We start from the raw sequence: 16,285 nt of genomic DNA, 5'->3' as shown, positions 1-16,285 counted from the left end.
CGATGGATCTCAACTTCACCCCCGAGGAACAAGCGTTCCGCGACGAGGTGCGCAGCTTCCTTGCCGAGAAGCTGCCGCAGCGCCTCTCCGACAAGGTCGCCAACGGCAAGCACCTGGGCAAGGCCGACATGGAGGAATGGCACGCCATCCTCAACGCGCGCGGCTGGCTCGCGAACCATTGGCCCGAGCAGTACGGCGGGCCGGGCTGGACTGCGGTGGAGAAGTTCATCTTCGAGAACGAGTGCGCGCTGGCGCATGCGCCGCGCATCGTGCCCTTCGGCGTCAACATGCTGGGGCCGGTGCTGATCAAGTACGGCAACGAGGAACAGAAGCGCCGCTGGCTGCCGCGCATCCTCGACGGCTCGGACTGGTGGTGCCAGGGCTACTCCGAACCCGGTGCGGGCTCGGACCTGGCCTCGGTCAAGACCTCGGCCGTCAAGGGGGTCGATGCGCAGGGGCCGCACTACATCGTCAACGGCCAGAAGACCTGGACCACGCTGGGCCAGCATGCCAACATGATCTTCTGCCTGGTGCGCACCAACCGCGAGGCGAAGAAGCAGGAGGGCATCAGCTTCCTGCTGATCGACATGAACTCCCCCGGTGTCGTGGTGCGGCCGATCATCACGCTGGACGGCGAGCATGAGGTCAACGAGGTGTTCTTCTCCGACGTGCGCGTGCCGGCTGAGAACCTGGTGGGCGAGGAGGACAAGGGCTGGACCTGCGCCAAGTACCTGCTGACCTACGAGCGCACCAACATCGCGGGCGTGGGCTTCTCGGTGGCGGCGATGGAGCAGCTCAAGGCCGTCGCGGCCAAGCAGACGAAGAACGGCAGGCCGCTGTCGGAAGACCCGGCTTTCGCGGCGCGCATGGCGCGCGTCGAGATCGACCTGGAGAACATGAAGACCACCAACCTGCGCGTGATCGCGGCAGTGGCCGGCGGCGGCGTGCCGGGCGCCGAGAGCTCGATGCTCAAGATCCGCGGGACCGAGATCCGCCAGGAAATCTCCTCGCTGATCCGGCGTGCGATGGGGCCTTATGCGCGGCCCTTTGTCGAAGCGGCGCTGGAAGAAGGCTTCGGCGGCACGGCCTTCGGCCCCGCAGAGGCGGCGCCGGCAGCTGCCAAGTACTTCAACAACCGCAAGCTGTCGATCTTCGGCGGCTCGAATGAAATCCAGAAGAACATCATCTCCAAGATGATCCTCGGACTGTGAACAAGCTCGCCCCCAGGTTGGCTTCACTTCGTGTAGCCGCCCACCCCCTACCGGGGGCAACACCAGCGGCCCGGCAAAGCCGGTTCCGCGGTGTTTCTGGAATTGCCCTGTTGTTGCCGCTCTTGTCCATGCGGCGTGCGTTGCCCAAGAGGCACAGGAGAGTTGAATGAACTTCGAACACACGGAAGACCGGCGCATGCTCGCCGACAGCCTCAACCGCTTCATCGCCGAGCAGTACACCTTCGAGGCGCGCGACCGCATCGCGAAGTCGGCCGAAGGTTTCAGCCCCAGGATCTGGGAGCAGTTCGCCGAGCTGGGCGTGATCGGCGCGCTCTTTCGCGAAGAGGATGGCGGCTTCGGCGGCGGCGGCTTCGATGTCGCCGTCGTCTTCGAGGCGCTGGGCCGGGGCCTGGTGGTCGAGCCGGTGCTGGGCGCGGTGATGGCCGGCGAGGCGATTGCCGCTGCGGGCAGCGAAGCGCAGAAGGAACAGATGGCCGGCATCATCGCGGGCAGCACCGTCGCGGCGCTGGCGCACGACGAGCCCGGCACGCACTACGAACCCGCGCATGTGCAGACGCGCGCCGAGCGCAGCGGCGACGGCTGGCTGCTCAACGGCGCCAAGGCGGTGGTACCGCAGGGCGAGCAGGCCGGCCTGTTCGTGGTCTCGGCACGCACCTCCGGCGCGGACGACGAGGAGGCCGGCATCTCGCTCTTCCTGGTGCCGGCGAAGACCCAGGGCCTGTATGTGCGCGGCTGCCCCGCCATCGACGGCGGCCGCGTGGCCGAAGTCGTGTTCGACGGCCTGAAGCTGGAAGGCGGCGCGCTGCTAGGCAGCGAAGGCCAGGGCTACCCGACGCTGGAGCGCGCCATCGGCCGTGGCGTGCTTGCCCTGTGCGCCGAGAGCCTGGGCGCGATGGAGGCGGCCAAGGCGGCCACGCTCGAATACCTGCGCACGCGCAAGCAGTTCGGCCAGCTGATCGGCAGCTTCCAGGCGCTGCAGCACCGCATGGCCGACCTGCTGCTCGAAGTGGAGCAGGCGCGCTCGGCCGTGATCAATGCGGCGGCGGCAATCGACGGCGAGGACCGCGTGGCGCGAGAGCGCGCGCTCTCGGCCGCCAAGGCCAGCATCGGGCGCATCGGCACGCTGGTGGCCGAGGAAAGCATCCAGATGCACGGCGGCATCGGCATGACCTGGGAGCTGCCGCTGGCCCACTATGCGAAGCGGCTGGTGATGATCGACCACCAGCTCGGCGACGAGGACCATCATCTGCAGCGCTTCGCCGCGCTCGGCCGGCAAGCCCTCCCCGCCGCGCACTGACGCATCCACAATGGGCCATGCGCGCCGCGGCCAGGCAGCCCGGCGCGCGTCGGCCCACGCCAGAACGAGGAGACCCGTCATGAGCACGAGCGAGACACGCGCTACGGCCGCGCCCTTCAGCGCGTCCTTCCCCATCCGCAGCATCGAGGACGTGCGCCGGCTCGAGCAGACGCCGCTGGCCGAGGCGCTGACGGTGCGCAGCACCTACGAGATCTTTCGCAATTCGGCCGCCGCCTTCGGCGACAAGACGGCGCTGACCTTCCTGCGCAGCGGCGACCCGGCCGACGAGCCGATCCGCTGGTCCTATGCCCAGCTGCTGGCGGGCATCCACCAGACCGCGAACCTGCTGCATACGCTGGGCGTCGGGCCGGACGATGCCGTGGCGATCCTGCTGCCGGGCTGCCTCGACTACCACCTGGCGCTGTGGGGCGGCAGCGCGGCCGGCATCGCGCAGCCGCTCAATCCGCTGCTCACCGATGAGAAGCTGGTGTCGCTGATGAAGGCCGGCCGCGCCCAGGTGCTGATCGCCTGGGGCGCGGACGACGATGCCGGCATGTGGTCCAAGGCGATGCGCCTGCGCGGCCAGGTGCCGACGCTGACCACCGTGCTGCGCGTGGCGCCGCACGACGAGGCGCCGGGTGCCGCGGGCGCGCTGCCCGAGGGCGTGCTCGACTTCGCCACGGAGCGCGCGCGCGAGCCCGACGACCGGCTGGTGAGCGGCCGCGACATCGCGCCCGCCGACATCGCCGCCTACTTCCACACCGGCGGCACCACCGGCGCGCCCAAGCTGGCGCGCCACAGCCACGGCGCCCAGGTGTTCACCGCCTTCGCCAGCGTGAAGATGACGGGCCAGGGGCCGCACGACATCACGATCAACGGCTACCCGCTGTTCCACGTGGCGGGCGTGCTGCCGGCGTCGCTGGCCTCGCTCTCGGCCGGGGTGGAGGTGATCATTCCCACCACCACCCTGCTGCGCAACCGGCAGGTGATGGCGAACTACTGGAAGCTGGTCGAGAAGCACCGGCCGACCTCGTTGTCGGCCGTGCCCACCGTGCTCGCGGCGCTGGCCAATGTGCCGCTGGACGGCGCCGACATCTCCTCCATCCGCTACTGCCGCACCGGCGCCGCGGTGCTGCCGCCCGAGCTGGCGGCGCGCTTCGAGCGCCTGTTCGGCCTGCACGTGCACGAGAGCCTGGGCATGACCGAGATGGCCGGCATCTCCACCATCACGCCGCCCGGCGTGATCGGGCCGCCGGGTTGCGTGGGCTTGCGCCTGCCCTGGACGCAGATCCGCATCGTGGCGCTGGATGCGCACGGCAATGCCAGCGACCAGGAGCTTCCGCCAGGCGAGCAGGGCATGGTGCTGTTCAAGTCGCCCAACCTGTTCTCGGGCTTCGTCGATCCGGCCGACAACGCGAAGACCTTCACCGCCGATGGCTGGCTGGCCACCGGCGACCTGGGCTGGATCGACGCAGAGGAGCGCCTCAACCTCAGCGGGCGCTCCAAGGACCTGATCATCCGCAGCGGCCACAACATCGACCCCAAGACCATCGAGGACGCGCTGGGCGCGCATCCCGCGGTGCAGCTGTGCGCCGCCGTGGGCGCGCCCGATGCCTACGCGGGCGAGCTGCCGGTGGCCTTCGCCACGCTGGTGCCGGGCGCGAAGGCGACCGAGGCCGAGCTGCTGGCCTTCACCGCGGAGCGCGTGGACGAGGCGCCGGCCAAGCCCAGGTCGGTGGTGGTGATCGAGCAGATGCCGATGACCAACGTCGGCAAGATCTTCAAGCCCGACCTGCGCGCACTGGCCGCGTGCCACGTGGCCGAGGCGCTGGTCGAGGAGGCCTGGGCCGACCTCGATCTGCCCGGCGCCGCGCGGCCGACGGTGCAGGCCCAGGGAGAGAAGGCGCTCACGGTGACCATCGACGCCTCTGCGACCGGGCCGGCCGTCCAGGCGCTGCGGGTGCGGCTGCAGGACTCGCTCGGACGCCTGCCGCTCAAGGTGCAGGTGGTGGTGCAGTAGCTGCCGCCCGCCCGATCTTTTCATTCCAAACAGAGACAACCATGCCCATCCACGACTTCACCCGCCGCCGATGCCTCGCCGCCGCGGCCTCGGCCATCGCCCTGTGCGCCGGCGCGCCCGCGCTCGCCCAGACCTACCCCGCCAAGCCGATCAAGATGGTCGTGCCCTTCGCCGCCGGCGGCGGCACCGACGTGCTGGCGCGCGTCATCGGCGAGAAGCTCGCGGCCAGCATGGGCCAGCCGGTGGTCATCGACAACAAGCCCGGCGCGGCCGGCATCATCGGCACCGACGCGGTGGCCAAGGCCACGCCCGACGGCTACACCATCGTGATGTCGCTCTCGAACGCGCTGCTGACCAACCAGTTCCTGTACGAGAAGCTGCCCTACCACCCGGAGCGCGACCTGACCCTGGTCTATCAGGTGGCGATGGGCCCGCTGGTGCTGGTGACCCATCCCAGCGTGCCGGCCAGCAATGGCCCCGAGCTCCTGAAGTACGTGGCGGCCAACAAGGGCAAGCTGGCCTACGGCTCCTACGGGCTGGGCGCCTACCCGCACCTGGCCGGCGCGCACATGAGCGCGACGCAGAACGCCGACATGAACCACGTCGCCTACAAGGGTGAGGCGCCGATGATCGCGGACCTGATCGGCGGCCAGATCCAGATGGCCTACGCCAGCTCGCTGCAGGCCAAGCCGCAGATCGAGGCCGGCAAGCTCAAGGCCATCGGCGTGACCGGCGAGCGCCGCCTCTCCTCGCTGCCCAACGTGCCCACGCTGGCCGAGCAGGGGCTGAAGGACGAGGCCTATCGGCTCACCGGCTGGCTGGCCATCGCCGTGCCGGCGAAGACGCCCGGCCCCATCGTCAAGCGTCTGGCCGACGAGATCCGCAAGGCTACGCGGCAGCCCGATGTGCAGCAGAAGGTGGCGGCCATGGGCTTCGAGCTGAAGGACAGCTCGCCGGAAGCCTTCGCCGCCGAGTACAAGAAGGAGCGGCCGGTGTGGGAGCGGCTGATCAAGCAGTCCGGCGCCAAGCTGGAGTGAGGCCCGCACGATGAAGACCCGCATCACCGAGCTTTTCGGCATCCGCTACCCCATCATCCAGGGCGGCATGCAATGGGTGGGCCGCGCCGAGTTGGCGGCAGCCGTGTCCAACGCCGGCGGCCTGGGCATCCTGACAGCGCTGACCCAGCAGACGCCCGAGGCGCTGCGCGACGAGATCGCCCGCACGCGGACGATGACGGACCGGCCCTTCGGCGTGAACCTCACGATCCTGCCGGCCGTGAAGCCGCCGCCCTATGCGCAGTACGTGCAGGCCATCCTCGACGGCGGCATCCGCATCGTCGAGACGGCCGGCAACAGCCCGCGCGACTTCATCGACCAGTTCAAGGCGCAGGGCGTGAAGATCGTGCACAAGTGCACCACGGTGCGCCATGCGCTCTCGGCCGAGCGCAACGGCGTGGACGCGGTCTCGATCGACGGCTTCGAATGCGCGGGCCATCCGGGCGAGGACGACGTGCCGGGCCTGGTGCTGCTGCCGATCGCGGCACGCGCGCTGCGCATCCCGATCATCGCCTCGGGCGGCATTGCCGACGGGCGCGGCATGGCGGCGGCGCTGGCGCTGGGCGCCGAGGGCGTGAACATGGGCACGCGCTTCTGCGTTACGCAGGAGGCGCCGATCCACTACAACATCAAACAGGCGTTGGTGGCGGCCTCGGAGCGCGACACCAAGCTGATGTTCCGCACGATGAAGAACACGGCGCGGGTGTTCCGCAACGCCATCTCGGAAGAGGTGGTGGCCACCGAGAACCGCCCCGGCGGCTGCCAGTTCGAGGACATCCGTCCGCTGGTGGCCGGCGTGCGCGGGCGTGCGGCGCTGGAGGCCGGCGAAGTCAACGGCGGCGTGATCTCGGCCGGGCAGTGCATCGGGCTGATCGACGACGTGCCGACCTGTGCCGAGCTGATCGAGCGCATGGTGCGGGAATGCCGCGAGCACCTGGACCGGGCGCGCGGCTACTTCGACTCGCCCTGACCCGACGCGGCCTCAGGCGTCGAACAGATAGGACTGCACGGTCGCCCCGACGCGGCGCACGATCTCCGGGCGCTTGAGCGCGACCACCGGCGGCAGTTTCAGCACGTAGCGGCACAGGGCGAAGCCCAGCACCTGGGTGGCGATCAAACCGGCGCGCGCGGCGGCGCCGGCGCGCGCGTCGCCGCTCAGGCGGGCGATCAGGGGTGCCATCTGCGACGAGAACAGCGCCTGCATGCGCGCCGCCGCCGCCTCGTTGGTCGACGCGGTGCGCAGCAGCGCCATGAGCGTCTCGTCATCCTCCCACCGATCCAGGAAGTGCGACACCAGCGCGGCGCCCAGCGCATCGCGCGGCACGCCGGCCAGGTCCGGGAGGCGCAGGTCGAAATCTGCCGCGGCGGCGAACAGCCCTTCCTTGTTGCCGAAGTAGCGCATCACCATCGCGGGATCGATCGCGGCCGCGTTCGCCACCGCGCGGATGGTGGTGGCCTGGTAGCCCACGGCCGCGAACTGGGCACGCGCGGCCGCGAGGATGGTCGCCTTGGTCGCGTCGGAGCGCCGGGCAGGAGGGAGGACGGGGTCGGATTCAGCCATGTCAACAAGTATAGGCCAACAGCTGTTGACAAACTGACAAGCCCTGGTTCAAAATTGCCAACACTTGTTGCCCAACACTTGTTGACTTCTTAGGAGAACCTCATGTCCGACCCGCGCATCCCCTCGTCTTCCTCCTTCGACACCGACGTGCTGGTCGTCGGCGCAGGCCCCGCCGGCCTCACGCTGGCGACCGCGCTCGCCGCCCGCGGCGTGAGCTTCATGCTGATCGACCGTCAGGCCGAGGGCGCCAATACCTCGCGCGCCGCGGTGGTCCATGCCTACACGCTGGAAGCCCTCGAGTCGCTGCAGGTCGCGGCCCGGCTGGTCGAGCGCGGCGTGCAGGCGCAGCGCTTCACGATCCGCGACCGCGACCGCGTGCTGGTGCCGATCGGCTTCGACCAGCTGCCGACGCGCTATCCCTACACGCTGATGGTTTCGCAGGCGGTCACCGAAAGCGTGCTGCTCGACCGGTTGCGCGAGCTCGGCGGCCAGGTGCTGCGCCCGCGCGTGCTGACAGACGTGCGCCAGGACGCCACCGGCGCCACCGCCACGCTCGACGACGGCCGGCAAGTGCGGGCGCGCTACGTGGTTGGCACCGACGGGATGCACAGCACGGTACGCGAACGCGCCGGCATCGGCTTTACCGGCGGCAGCTACGGCGAGTCCTTCCTCCTGGCCGATGTGCGCCTGACGGGCGGCGTGCCTCACGATGAGGTCATCCTCTATTTCTCGCCCGCAGGCATGGTGGTCGTGGCGCCGCTGCCGGGCGGTGCGCACCGCATCGTCGCGACCGTGGCGGATGCGCCGGAGCACCCCGACGCCGGCTACCTGCAAGCCCTGCTGGACGCGCGCGGCCCGGCGAGCGAGCGGGCGGTGGTCCACGAGGTGCTCTGGGGTTCGCGCTTCAGGGTTCATCACCGGCTGGCCGATGCCTACCGCGCCGGGCGCGTGCTGCTGGCCGGCGATGCCGCCCACGTGCACAGCCCGGCCGGCGGGCAGGGCATGAATGTCGGCATCGTCGATGCGATCACCCTCGCAGAAGCACTGAGCCAGGCACTGGCCGGCAACGAAGCCGCGCTCGATGACTACGGCACGATGCGGCGCCCCGTTGCGGGCCATGTGATCGCGCTGGCCGATCGCCTCACGCGCATGGCGACGGCACGGCCCGCCCTGCGCGCGGCGCGCAACCTTCTGCTGCGCACGCTTTCGCGCCTGCCGATGGTCCGCCAGCAGCTCGCGTGGCGCCTGTCGGGCCTGGTCTACCGATAAAGAGTCGGGTCAGTCAACGGCCTGCTTGAAGCCCTGCGGGCCGGTCGCGAACACTTCCTGCATCGCCCGCGGCAGCAGCGCCCGCAGCCAGCGCGACGCCGCATCGTCATGGAAGCGCTCGTGCCAGAACTGTTCGATCAGCAGCTTCGGCAGCCGGATCGGCAGCGGATGCATGCGTACTGCCGCCACGGGAAGCATCAGCTCTGCCAGCGGCCGGGGGATGGTGGCGATCATGTCGCTAGCCGCAACGATGGTCGGCAGGGCGAGGAAGTGCGGCACGCGCGCACCGATGGCATCGAGCAGCCCCATGCGCTGCAGCGCGGCCTCGACGGCATGGTGCCCGGTGCCCTGGGCCTGGGCCACGGCATGGCGCTCGCGCGTGAAGTCCTGCAGCTTCATCCGCCCTCGGATCCGCGGGTGCGTGGCGCTGGCGATGCACACGTACTCGCTGCGAAAAAAGGACTTGTGAAGCAGGCTCGCCCGCAGGGCGGGGCTGAAGCCGATGGCCACGTCAGCAGCGCCGTCGCGCAGCGCGCCGACGACGGATTCGGTGGGCAGCTGGATGGCACGAAAGCCGACCGCAGGCGCCTCGTGCCGGCACAGGCCGAGGATGCGTGGAAGGATGATCGCCTCGGCGATGTCCGTCATCACGATCGTGAACTCGCGTCGGCTCGACGCGGGGTCGAATTCGCCGCGGATGTCGAGCCCCTGCTCGAGCAGGGCCAGGGCTTGGCTGATGCGGCGCGCGATGGTCTCGGCCAAGGGCGTGGGCATGACGCCGCCGGGGCAGCGCACGAAGATGCGGTCGCCGAAATGCGCACGCAGATCGCGCAAGGCATGGCTGACGGTGGGCTGCGAGACACCCAGCGCCTCGGCCGCGCGCGAGACGTTGCGGCATTCCCAGATGGCCCGGAAGACACGAAGACGGTTGAGGTCGATCGCCTGCTTATTCATCCAGCGAATAGTACAGACTAAACCATTCGCATTGCGTGGCGAGGGGCCTGGAACGAATACTTGCCGCAACGAAACCGCAACCGAGACCATGAGCCCCACTCCCCTGCAACAGCACGTCCTCCTGCAGGAAGACGCATTCGAGAGATTCACGGTCCACGTTCGCCGGCCGGACCATGCGGACGCGACCCATGCGGTGGTGCTGCTCCCCGCCATCGCCGGGCTGAACGCGTACGTCGCGGAGCGTGCCGACCAGCTCGCCCGCGCCGGCTACCTGGTCGCCGTCGTCGACTACTTCAGCCGCGGCGCGTCGCAGCCGGACCTGTCCACGCCCGAGCGCATCGATGCCGCCGTGGCGGCCGTCGATGACCATCGCGTGCTGGCCGACGTTCGCCATGTGCTCGACTGGCTCGGCGAGTGCGGCATCGACCGCCGGCACGCAGGCGTGCTGGGCTTCTGCATCGGCGGGAGCTACGCCGTGCTCGCGGCAAGCGAGGCGGACGGACCTGCCTGCGCGGTCGCGTACTACGGGCAGCTGCGTCGTCCGCGCCCGAAAGCGCAGGACCCCATCGGCGTGGCGGCGCGCCTGCAAGCACCGCTGCTCGGGCATTTCGGCGACATGGACAGGCTAATCGGCAAGGAGGAACTGGCCGACTTCGCGGCGCAGCTGCGCGATGCCCAGCGGCACCACGAGATCCACACCTATGCCGGCGCACCCCACGCGTTCGACGAATGGTTCCGTCCTGCCGTCTTCCGGCCCGTCGCCTCCGCCGAGGCCTGGAGAAGAAGCCTGGTCTTCTTCGACTGGCATCTGCGCGGACGCCTGCCCGATTGAGCATTTTCTTCAACCACCCCCAGGAGACACATTCATGAGCGCACAACTCGACACAGAAGACAACGCCCCGCAGACCACGTCGACCGTGGATCGCACCGAGTGGGCACGGTTCATGACCGATGACGAGTACTACCCTTTCCTCGTCAAGAAGAACCTGCGCGCGGCCATCTGGCGCTGGAACGATCTCGAGCCTCGTCTGGAGCAGGTGCTGCGCGACCCGCTGCGCCGCGCCGACCGCCGCTTCATCGCGCTGGTCAACAGCGACACCGGCGAGGCGGGCGGCGTGTTCCCGTCGATCTTTCTCGGCATCCAGATCTTCGGCCCCGGCGAGCACATCGTCGCCCACCGGCACAACTCCTACGCCCTTTATCACATCATCCAGGGCGAGGGCTATTCGGTGCTGGACGGCCAGCGCTTCGACTGGAAGCGCGGCGACACCTTCGGCTGCCCGCCGATGGCCAGCCACGAGCACATCAACACCGGCAGCGAGCCGGCCATCCAGTACGTCATCCAGGACATGCCGGCGCGTGCGATGGACCGCAACCTGATCTGGGAGGAGCCCATCGGCCGCACCTTCCACATGGTCGAGGGCAAGGCGCCGCACCAGGACTGATCACCGCCCGTCCCGACACATACACGGAGAACAAGATGCCCGCGACTCCCTCTGTCGACGCTGCGACGGCGATCGACCAGGCGCCCTTCGGCCGAGCCCAGAAACGTATCGTCTTCCTCTGCGCATTGATCGCGATGCTGGACGGCTTCGACACCCAGGTCGTTGCCTTCGTGGCGCCGGTGCTGGCCGCCCAATGGGGCCTGCCGGTCTCGTCCTTCGGCCCGGTGTTCGGCGCCGGCCTGGCCGGCCTGATGCTCGGCGCGCTGGTCTTCGGCCCGGCAGCAGATCGCTTCGGGCGCCGCCGCGTGATCATGGCGACGACGGCGATCTTCGGCCTGTTCACCCTGCTGACGCCCTGGGCGGATTCGCTCACGACGCTGCTGATCCTGCGGCTGCTGACGGGCCTCGGCCTGGGCGGCGCGATGCCCAACATCATTGCGCTGACCGCCGAGTACGCCCCGGCGCGTTCGCGCGCGACGCTGATCAGCCTGATGTTCTGCGGCTTTCCGCTGGGCGCCGTGTTGGGCGGTTTCCTGGCGGCGCGAATGATCCCCTCGCTCGGATGGGAATCGACCTTCTGGCTGGGCGGCGCGCTGCCTTTGCTGCTGCTGCCTGCGCTCTTCGTGTGGCTGCCCGAATCGATCCGGCTGCTGGCGGCGCGGCGCACGCCTGACGCCGCGCTGCGAGCGCTGCTGGTCCCGATCCTGGGTGCGGAGCGCGCCGCGCAAGTGCATTTCAAGAGGAGCGAAGCGCAGCCGCAGCAAGGCATGAGCGTCATGCAGCTCTTCGGCGGCCAGCGCACGGCGCAGACCCTGCTGCTGTGGGCGGTGTTCTTCATGAACCTCCTGGTGCTGTACTTCCTGGTCAACTGGCTGCCTGCCCTGCTGCGGCAGGCCGGTGTGCCGCTGGACAAGGCCATCGTGTCCACCGCCCTGCTCAATCTCGGCGGCATTGCGGGCGCGTTGATGTTCGCGCGGCTGATCGATCGGCTGGGCCCCTACCGGGTGCTCCTCGCCGCGTACGTCGCCGCAGGCCTGGCGACGTTCGCCATCGGCCGCATGACGCAGGCGGAGTTCCCGGCGCTGATGGCGATGGTCTTTGTCGCCGGCTTCTGCGTGATCGGTGCGCAGATCAGCATCAACGCGCTGGCATCCGGGCTCTATCCCACCGAGATCCGCTCGACCGGCGTGGGTTGGGCACTGGGCGTGGGACGGGCGGGGTCGATCGTCGGGCCGGTGGTGGGCGGCATGCTGGTCGGGACCGGAGTGGCCCTGGAGTCCCTCTTCGCCGTGGCCGCGCTCCCCGCGTGGACGGCCGCTGTCGCGGTCGCGCTGCTGGCTCGCGCAACGATGCACCGCCGCGAAGCGGTGCCCGGTGCAGACGCGCGCCGCGCGGCGGGAGCGCTCGAATGAGCGCCTATGTGCTGCCCCCACCGCCCGCGACGGCCGTGCCGGTTGCAGGCAGCGGCCTGCTCTTTCCGGTGCGCCGTGTCTACTGCGTTGGAAGAAACTACGCGGCGCATGCCCGCGAGATGGGCTTCTCCGATCGCGAGCCGCCCTTCTTCTTCTGCAAGCCCACGGACGCCATCGTCCCCGTCCGCGAAGGCACGACGGCCGAGATCCCCTATCCCGGCCGTACCGTTGACTTCCAGCACGAGATCGAGCTCGTCGTCGCCATCGGAAGGCGCGGCAGCAATATCCGGGTCCGCGAGGCGCTCGATCACGTCTTCGGCTATGCGGTGGGGCTCGACATGACCCGGCGCGATCTCCAGATCCGGATGCGCGAGCAAGGCAGGCCATGGGAAATCGGAAAGTCCTTCGACGGCTCGGCCCTGCTCGGCGAAATCAGCCCCGCCGCCGCCATCGGGCACCCCGGGCGTGCGCGCATCAGCGTCGACGTGGACGGCCAGACACGCCAGGACAGCGACATCAGCCAGTTGATCTGGAACGTGGCGGAGACCATCGCGCACCTGTCCGGCTGGTTCGAGCTGCATCCGGGCGACCTCGTCTACACGGGAACGCCTGCCGGCGTGGGGCCCGTCCAAGCCGGGCAGACGATGACCGGTGCGGTTGAAGGGCTCGGAGAGCTTCGGGTGCACGTCGGCCGGGCTGCAGACCCCGACACCGAGCGGCCGGAACCGAGCACGGATCGCGGCTAAGGAAAGCCCCCATAGGGAAACCGTTATCGATCGTTACGATCGGAGGTTGCCGAATCCCGGCCGCTGCGCCGTTTCCCTGATGTCCTCTCCCCCCGAGTCCGGCCCCTTGCTGGACGCCGCCACCCCTCTCCCCCCCGAGATCGAAGCCGCCGACGAGCCCACGCGCGTGCCGCTGGCCATCGAGGACTGGGCCACGGTGATCATCATGGGCCTGCTGGCCTGCATCACCTTCGCCAACGTGCTGGTGCGCTACTTCACCGATTCCTCCTTCGCCTGGACCGAGGAGTTCTCGGTGTTCCTCATGATCCTGCTGGCGATGGTCGCGGGTTCGGCCGCGGTGGCGCGCGACCGGCACATCCGCATCGAGTACTTCGCCGAGAGCGGCTCCATGGGCCGGCGCAAGCGGCTCTCGCAGTTCGGCGCGCTGATGGTGGCGGCGCTCTTCTTCCTGATCGCGGCGCTGAGCGTACGCGTGGTGTGGGACGACTACCGCTACGAGGAGACCTCGCCCGGCATCGGCGTGCCGCAGTGGTGGTACTCGATCTGGCTGCCGATCGTCTGCTTCGCGATCGGGCTGCGCGCGGTGGGCCTGTTCATCCGGCGCAGCCGCGAGCAGCGCGGCGAGGACGCACGCGGATGATCCCGGCGCTGCTCTTCGCCGCCTTCATCCTGATGATGCTGGTGGGCGTGCCGATCGGCGCGGCGCTGGGCCTCGCGGGCGCCGTCGCCATCGGGTTGGCGAACGCCGATGCCCAGTGGTTCGGGCTGCTGGCGGTGCCGCAGAACTTCTATGCCGGGCTGGGCAAGTACCCGCTGCTGGCGATACCGATGTTCGTGCTGGTGGGCTCGATCTTCGACCGCTCGGGCGTGGCGCTGCGCCTGGTCAACTTTGCGATCGCGATCGTCGGGCGCGGACCCGGCATGCTGCCGCTGGTGGCGATCGTGGTGGCGATGTTCCTGGGTGGCATCTCGGGCTCGGGCCCCGCGAACGCGGCGGCGGTCGGCGCGGTGATGATCGGCGCGATGTCGCGCGCGGGCTACCCCGCCGCCTACTCGGCCAGCGTGGTCGGCGCCGCCGCCGCCACCGACATCCTGATCCCGCCCTCGGTGGCCTTCATCGTCTACTCGGTGCTGGTGCCGGGCGCCTCGGTGCCGGCGCTGTTCGCCGCCGGCATGGTGCCGGGCCTGCTGGCGGGCCTGGCGCTCATCGTGCCTGCCGTGTGGATGGCCCGCCACCACCGTATGGGCGCGCTGGAGGCCACGCTGCTGCGGCCACCCTTCTGGAAGAGCCTGCGCGATGCGATCTGGGGCCTGGCCGCGCCGGTGCTGATCCTCGGCGGCATGCGCGCGGGCTGGTTCACGCCCACCGAGGCGGCGGTGGTGGCGGTGTTCTACGGGCTCTTCATCGGCATGGCGGTGCATCGCACGATCCGCGTGCGCGACCTGTTCGTGATCCTGCGCGAGTCGGGCGAGCTGTCGGCGGTGATCCTGCTGGTGGTCTCGCTGGCGGGGATCTTCGCCTACTCGTTGTCGACGCTGGGCGTGATCGATCCGGTGACGCGCGCGATCGTGAACTCGGGCCTGGGCGAGTACGGCGTGCTGTCGCTGCTGATCCTGCTGCTGATCACGGTGGGCATGTTCCTCGACGGCGTCTCGATCTTCCTGATCTTCGTGCCGCTGCTGTGGCCGATCGTCCAGCACTACAAGTGGGACCCGGTGTGGTTCGGCGTGATCCTTACGCTGAAGGTGGCGCTGGGGCAGTTCACGCCGCCGCTGGCGGTCAACCTGATGGTGTCCTGCCGCATCGCCGGGGTGCGCATGGAAGAGACCGTTCGCTGGGTCGGCTGGATGCTGTTCGCGATGTTCCTGGTGATGGTGGCGGTGATCATCTGGCCGCAGCTGGCGCTGTGGTTGCCGCATGCGCTGGGTTACTAGTCGGGCCGTGACAGCCAACCAGGAAACACGATTTTTTGTTGTTCACATGAAGGAGACACCCCCATGAAATTCCGCCGTTCCCTGCTCGGCCTGCTGGCCGTCGCTGCCACGCTGGGCAGCTTCTCCGTTTCCGCGCCGGCGCAAGGCTACAAGGCCGAATACAAGATGTCGCTGGTGCTCGGGCCGCCCACGCCGTGGGGCCAGGCCGGCAAGATCTGGGCCGACCTGGTGAAGGAGCGCACGCAGGGCCGCATCAACATCAAGCTCTACCCCGGCGTCTCGCTGATCCAGGGCGACCAGACGCGCGAGTTCAGCGCGCTGCGCCAGGGCGTGATCGACATGGCGGTGGGGTCGACCATCAACTGGTCGCCGCAGGTCAAGCAGCTCAACCTGTTCTCGCTGCCGTTCCTGATGCCGGACTACGCGGCCGTCGATGCGCTGACGCAGGGCGAGGTCGGCAAGGAGATCTTCAAGACGCTGGACAAGTCGGGCGTGGTGCCGCTGGCGTGGGGCGAGAACGGCTACCGCGAGATCACCAACTCCAAGCGCGCGATCAAGTCGCCTGAAGACCTGAAGGGAATGAAGATCCGCGTGGTGGGCTCGCCCATCTTCTCCGACATGTTCAGCGCGCTGGGTGCCAACCCGACGCAGATGAGCTGGGCCGATGCGCAGCCGGCGCTGGCCAGCGGCGCGGTCGACGGGCAGGAGAACCCGCTGTTCCTCTTCACGATCCTCAAGATGCACACCGTGGGGCAGAAGTACGTGACGACCTGGGGCTACATGGCGGACCCGCTGGTGTTCGTGGTCAACAAGGACATCTGGGCCTCGTGGACTCCGGCCGACCAGGCGATCGTGCGCCAGGCCGCCATCGATGCGGGCAAGCAGGAGATCGAACTGGCGCGCAAGGGCCTGGTGGAAGCCGACAAGCCGGTGCTGAAGGACATCGCGGGGATGGGGGTGACGGTGACGCAGCTCACGCCGGCAGAGCGCGAGGCCTTCGTGAAGGCGACGCGGCCTGTGTATGCCAAGTGGAAGCCGCAGATTGGTGCCGAGCTGGTGACGAAGGCTGAGCAGGCGATTGCTGCTCGGAAGAAGTGACGCAGTAAGGCGCGTTCCACCGCTGGGGGCGGAGGCGTGCGGTATGCCCTGGGCCGGCCGACGTCACCGGCCCTTCGGGCTTCCCTGCGCTGCTCGCGCCAGGCGGGGTCTCGCTCAAACTCGCCTTCGGCTCAAACAGTCGCGAGCCCTGATCCGCCTGTCGCTGCGCTGCTCGGCGGTGCCTCAACGGCCGGCCCAGGGCATACCGCACGCCTCCGTGGATAGGCTGGGATAGGGCCCAGAAACCTCCGAGGCGCACGC

The 16,285-nt window shown here is 69.2% G+C and carries 15 protein-coding genes; 13 read left to right on the top strand and 2 right to left on the bottom strand.

Features of this window, described 5'->3' with window-relative positions; translation table 11 throughout:
- The first annotated feature begins 2 nt into the window (after positions 1-2).
- The 5 genes from E5P3_RS05070 (at position 3) to E5P3_RS05050 (ending at position 6,574) form a co-directional block, all read left to right on the top strand.
- Positions 3-1,211, top strand: a complete 1,209-nt coding sequence (locus tag E5P3_RS05070; protein ID WP_162584978.1) for an acyl-CoA dehydrogenase family protein — start codon at positions 3-5, stop codon at positions 1,209-1,211.
- 166 nt (positions 1,212-1,377) lie between these two features.
- Positions 1,378-2,529: an acyl-CoA dehydrogenase family protein gene (locus E5P3_RS05065; protein WP_162584977.1), complete on the top strand. Its 1,152-nt coding sequence runs from the start codon at positions 1,378-1,380 to the stop codon at positions 2,527-2,529.
- Between the two features lie 79 nt (positions 2,530-2,608).
- On the top strand, positions 2,609-4,549 hold the full coding sequence (locus E5P3_RS05060; RefSeq protein ID WP_162584976.1) for an acyl-CoA synthetase: 1,941 nt from the start codon (positions 2,609-2,611) through the stop codon (positions 4,547-4,549).
- Positions 4,550-4,590: 41 nt separating this feature from the next.
- Positions 4,591-5,586, top strand: coding sequence for a Bug family tripartite tricarboxylate transporter substrate binding protein (locus E5P3_RS05055; protein WP_162584975.1), 996 nt, complete (start codon positions 4,591-4,593; stop codon positions 5,584-5,586).
- Positions 5,587-5,596: 10 nt separating this feature from the next.
- Positions 5,597-6,574: an NAD(P)H-dependent flavin oxidoreductase gene (locus E5P3_RS05050; protein WP_162584974.1), complete on the top strand. Its 978-nt coding sequence runs from the start codon at positions 5,597-5,599 to the stop codon at positions 6,572-6,574.
- A 12-nt stretch (positions 6,575-6,586) separates the two neighbouring features.
- On the opposite strand, the gene E5P3_RS05045 is transcribed toward E5P3_RS05050, so the two are convergent.
- The gene (locus tag E5P3_RS05045) at positions 6,587-7,165 is read right to left on the bottom strand and encodes a TetR/AcrR family transcriptional regulator (protein WP_162584973.1); all 579 of its coding nucleotides are present in this window, start codon (positions 7,163-7,165) and stop codon (positions 6,587-6,589) included.
- 102 nt (positions 7,166-7,267) lie between these two features.
- On the opposite strand from E5P3_RS05045, the gene E5P3_RS05040 reads away from it, so the two are divergent.
- On the top strand, positions 7,268-8,434 hold the full coding sequence (locus tag E5P3_RS05040; RefSeq protein ID WP_162584972.1) for an FAD-dependent oxidoreductase: 1,167 nt from the start codon (positions 7,268-7,270) through the stop codon (positions 8,432-8,434).
- Between the two features lie 9 nt (positions 8,435-8,443).
- Here the strand turns inward: E5P3_RS05040 and E5P3_RS05035 are convergent, their stop codons facing one another.
- On the bottom strand, positions 8,444-9,388 hold the full coding sequence (locus E5P3_RS05035) for a LysR family transcriptional regulator (protein ID WP_162584971.1): 945 nt from the start codon (positions 9,386-9,388) through the stop codon (positions 8,444-8,446).
- 88 nt (positions 9,389-9,476) lie between these two features.
- On the opposite strand from E5P3_RS05035, the gene E5P3_RS05030 reads away from it, so the two are divergent.
- The 7 genes from E5P3_RS05030 to E5P3_RS05000 all read left to right on the top strand — a co-directional run bounded on the left by E5P3_RS05030 (position 9,477) and on the right by E5P3_RS05000 (position 16,024).
- The gene (locus tag E5P3_RS05030) at positions 9,477-10,220 is read left to right on the top strand and encodes a dienelactone hydrolase family protein (RefSeq protein WP_162584970.1); all 744 of its coding nucleotides are present in this window, start codon (positions 9,477-9,479) and stop codon (positions 10,218-10,220) included.
- A gap of 34 nt (positions 10,221-10,254) precedes the next feature.
- Positions 10,255-10,833 (top strand): cupin domain-containing protein, encoded by a 579-nt coding sequence (locus E5P3_RS05025; protein WP_162584969.1) that lies wholly within the window; start codon positions 10,255-10,257, stop codon positions 10,831-10,833.
- 35 nt (positions 10,834-10,868) lie between these two features.
- Positions 10,869-12,245: an MFS transporter gene (locus tag E5P3_RS05020; protein WP_162584968.1), complete on the top strand. Its 1,377-nt coding sequence runs from the start codon at positions 10,869-10,871 to the stop codon at positions 12,243-12,245.
- Positions 12,242-12,991: a fumarylacetoacetate hydrolase family protein gene (locus E5P3_RS05015; RefSeq protein WP_162584967.1), complete on the top strand. Its 750-nt coding sequence runs from the start codon at positions 12,242-12,244 to the stop codon at positions 12,989-12,991. Before E5P3_RS05020 ends, E5P3_RS05015 begins: the two co-directional genes overlap by 4 nt.
- Before the next feature lie 79 nt (positions 12,992-13,070).
- A complete protein-coding gene (locus tag E5P3_RS05010; RefSeq protein ID WP_162584966.1) occupies positions 13,071-13,631 on the top strand; it encodes a TRAP transporter small permease in 561 nt (186 codons plus the stop codon).
- Positions 13,628-14,926: a TRAP transporter large permease gene (locus E5P3_RS05005; RefSeq protein ID WP_162584965.1), complete on the top strand. Its 1,299-nt coding sequence runs from the start codon at positions 13,628-13,630 to the stop codon at positions 14,924-14,926. Before E5P3_RS05010 ends, E5P3_RS05005 begins: the two co-directional genes overlap by 4 nt.
- Positions 14,927-14,989: 63 nt before the next feature.
- Positions 14,990-16,024: a DctP family TRAP transporter solute-binding subunit gene (locus E5P3_RS05000; protein ID WP_162584964.1), complete on the top strand. Its 1,035-nt coding sequence runs from the start codon at positions 14,990-14,992 to the stop codon at positions 16,022-16,024.
- Positions 16,025-16,285 lie beyond the last annotated feature (261 nt).

The sequence above is a fragment of the Variovorax sp. RA8 genome, from assembly GCF_901827175.1.
Lineage (GTDB): Bacteria > Pseudomonadota > Gammaproteobacteria > Burkholderiales > Burkholderiaceae_C > Variovorax.
The sequence above is the reverse complement of the archived record's forward strand: the minus strand, read 5'-3'. Positions and strand labels throughout refer to the sequence as shown.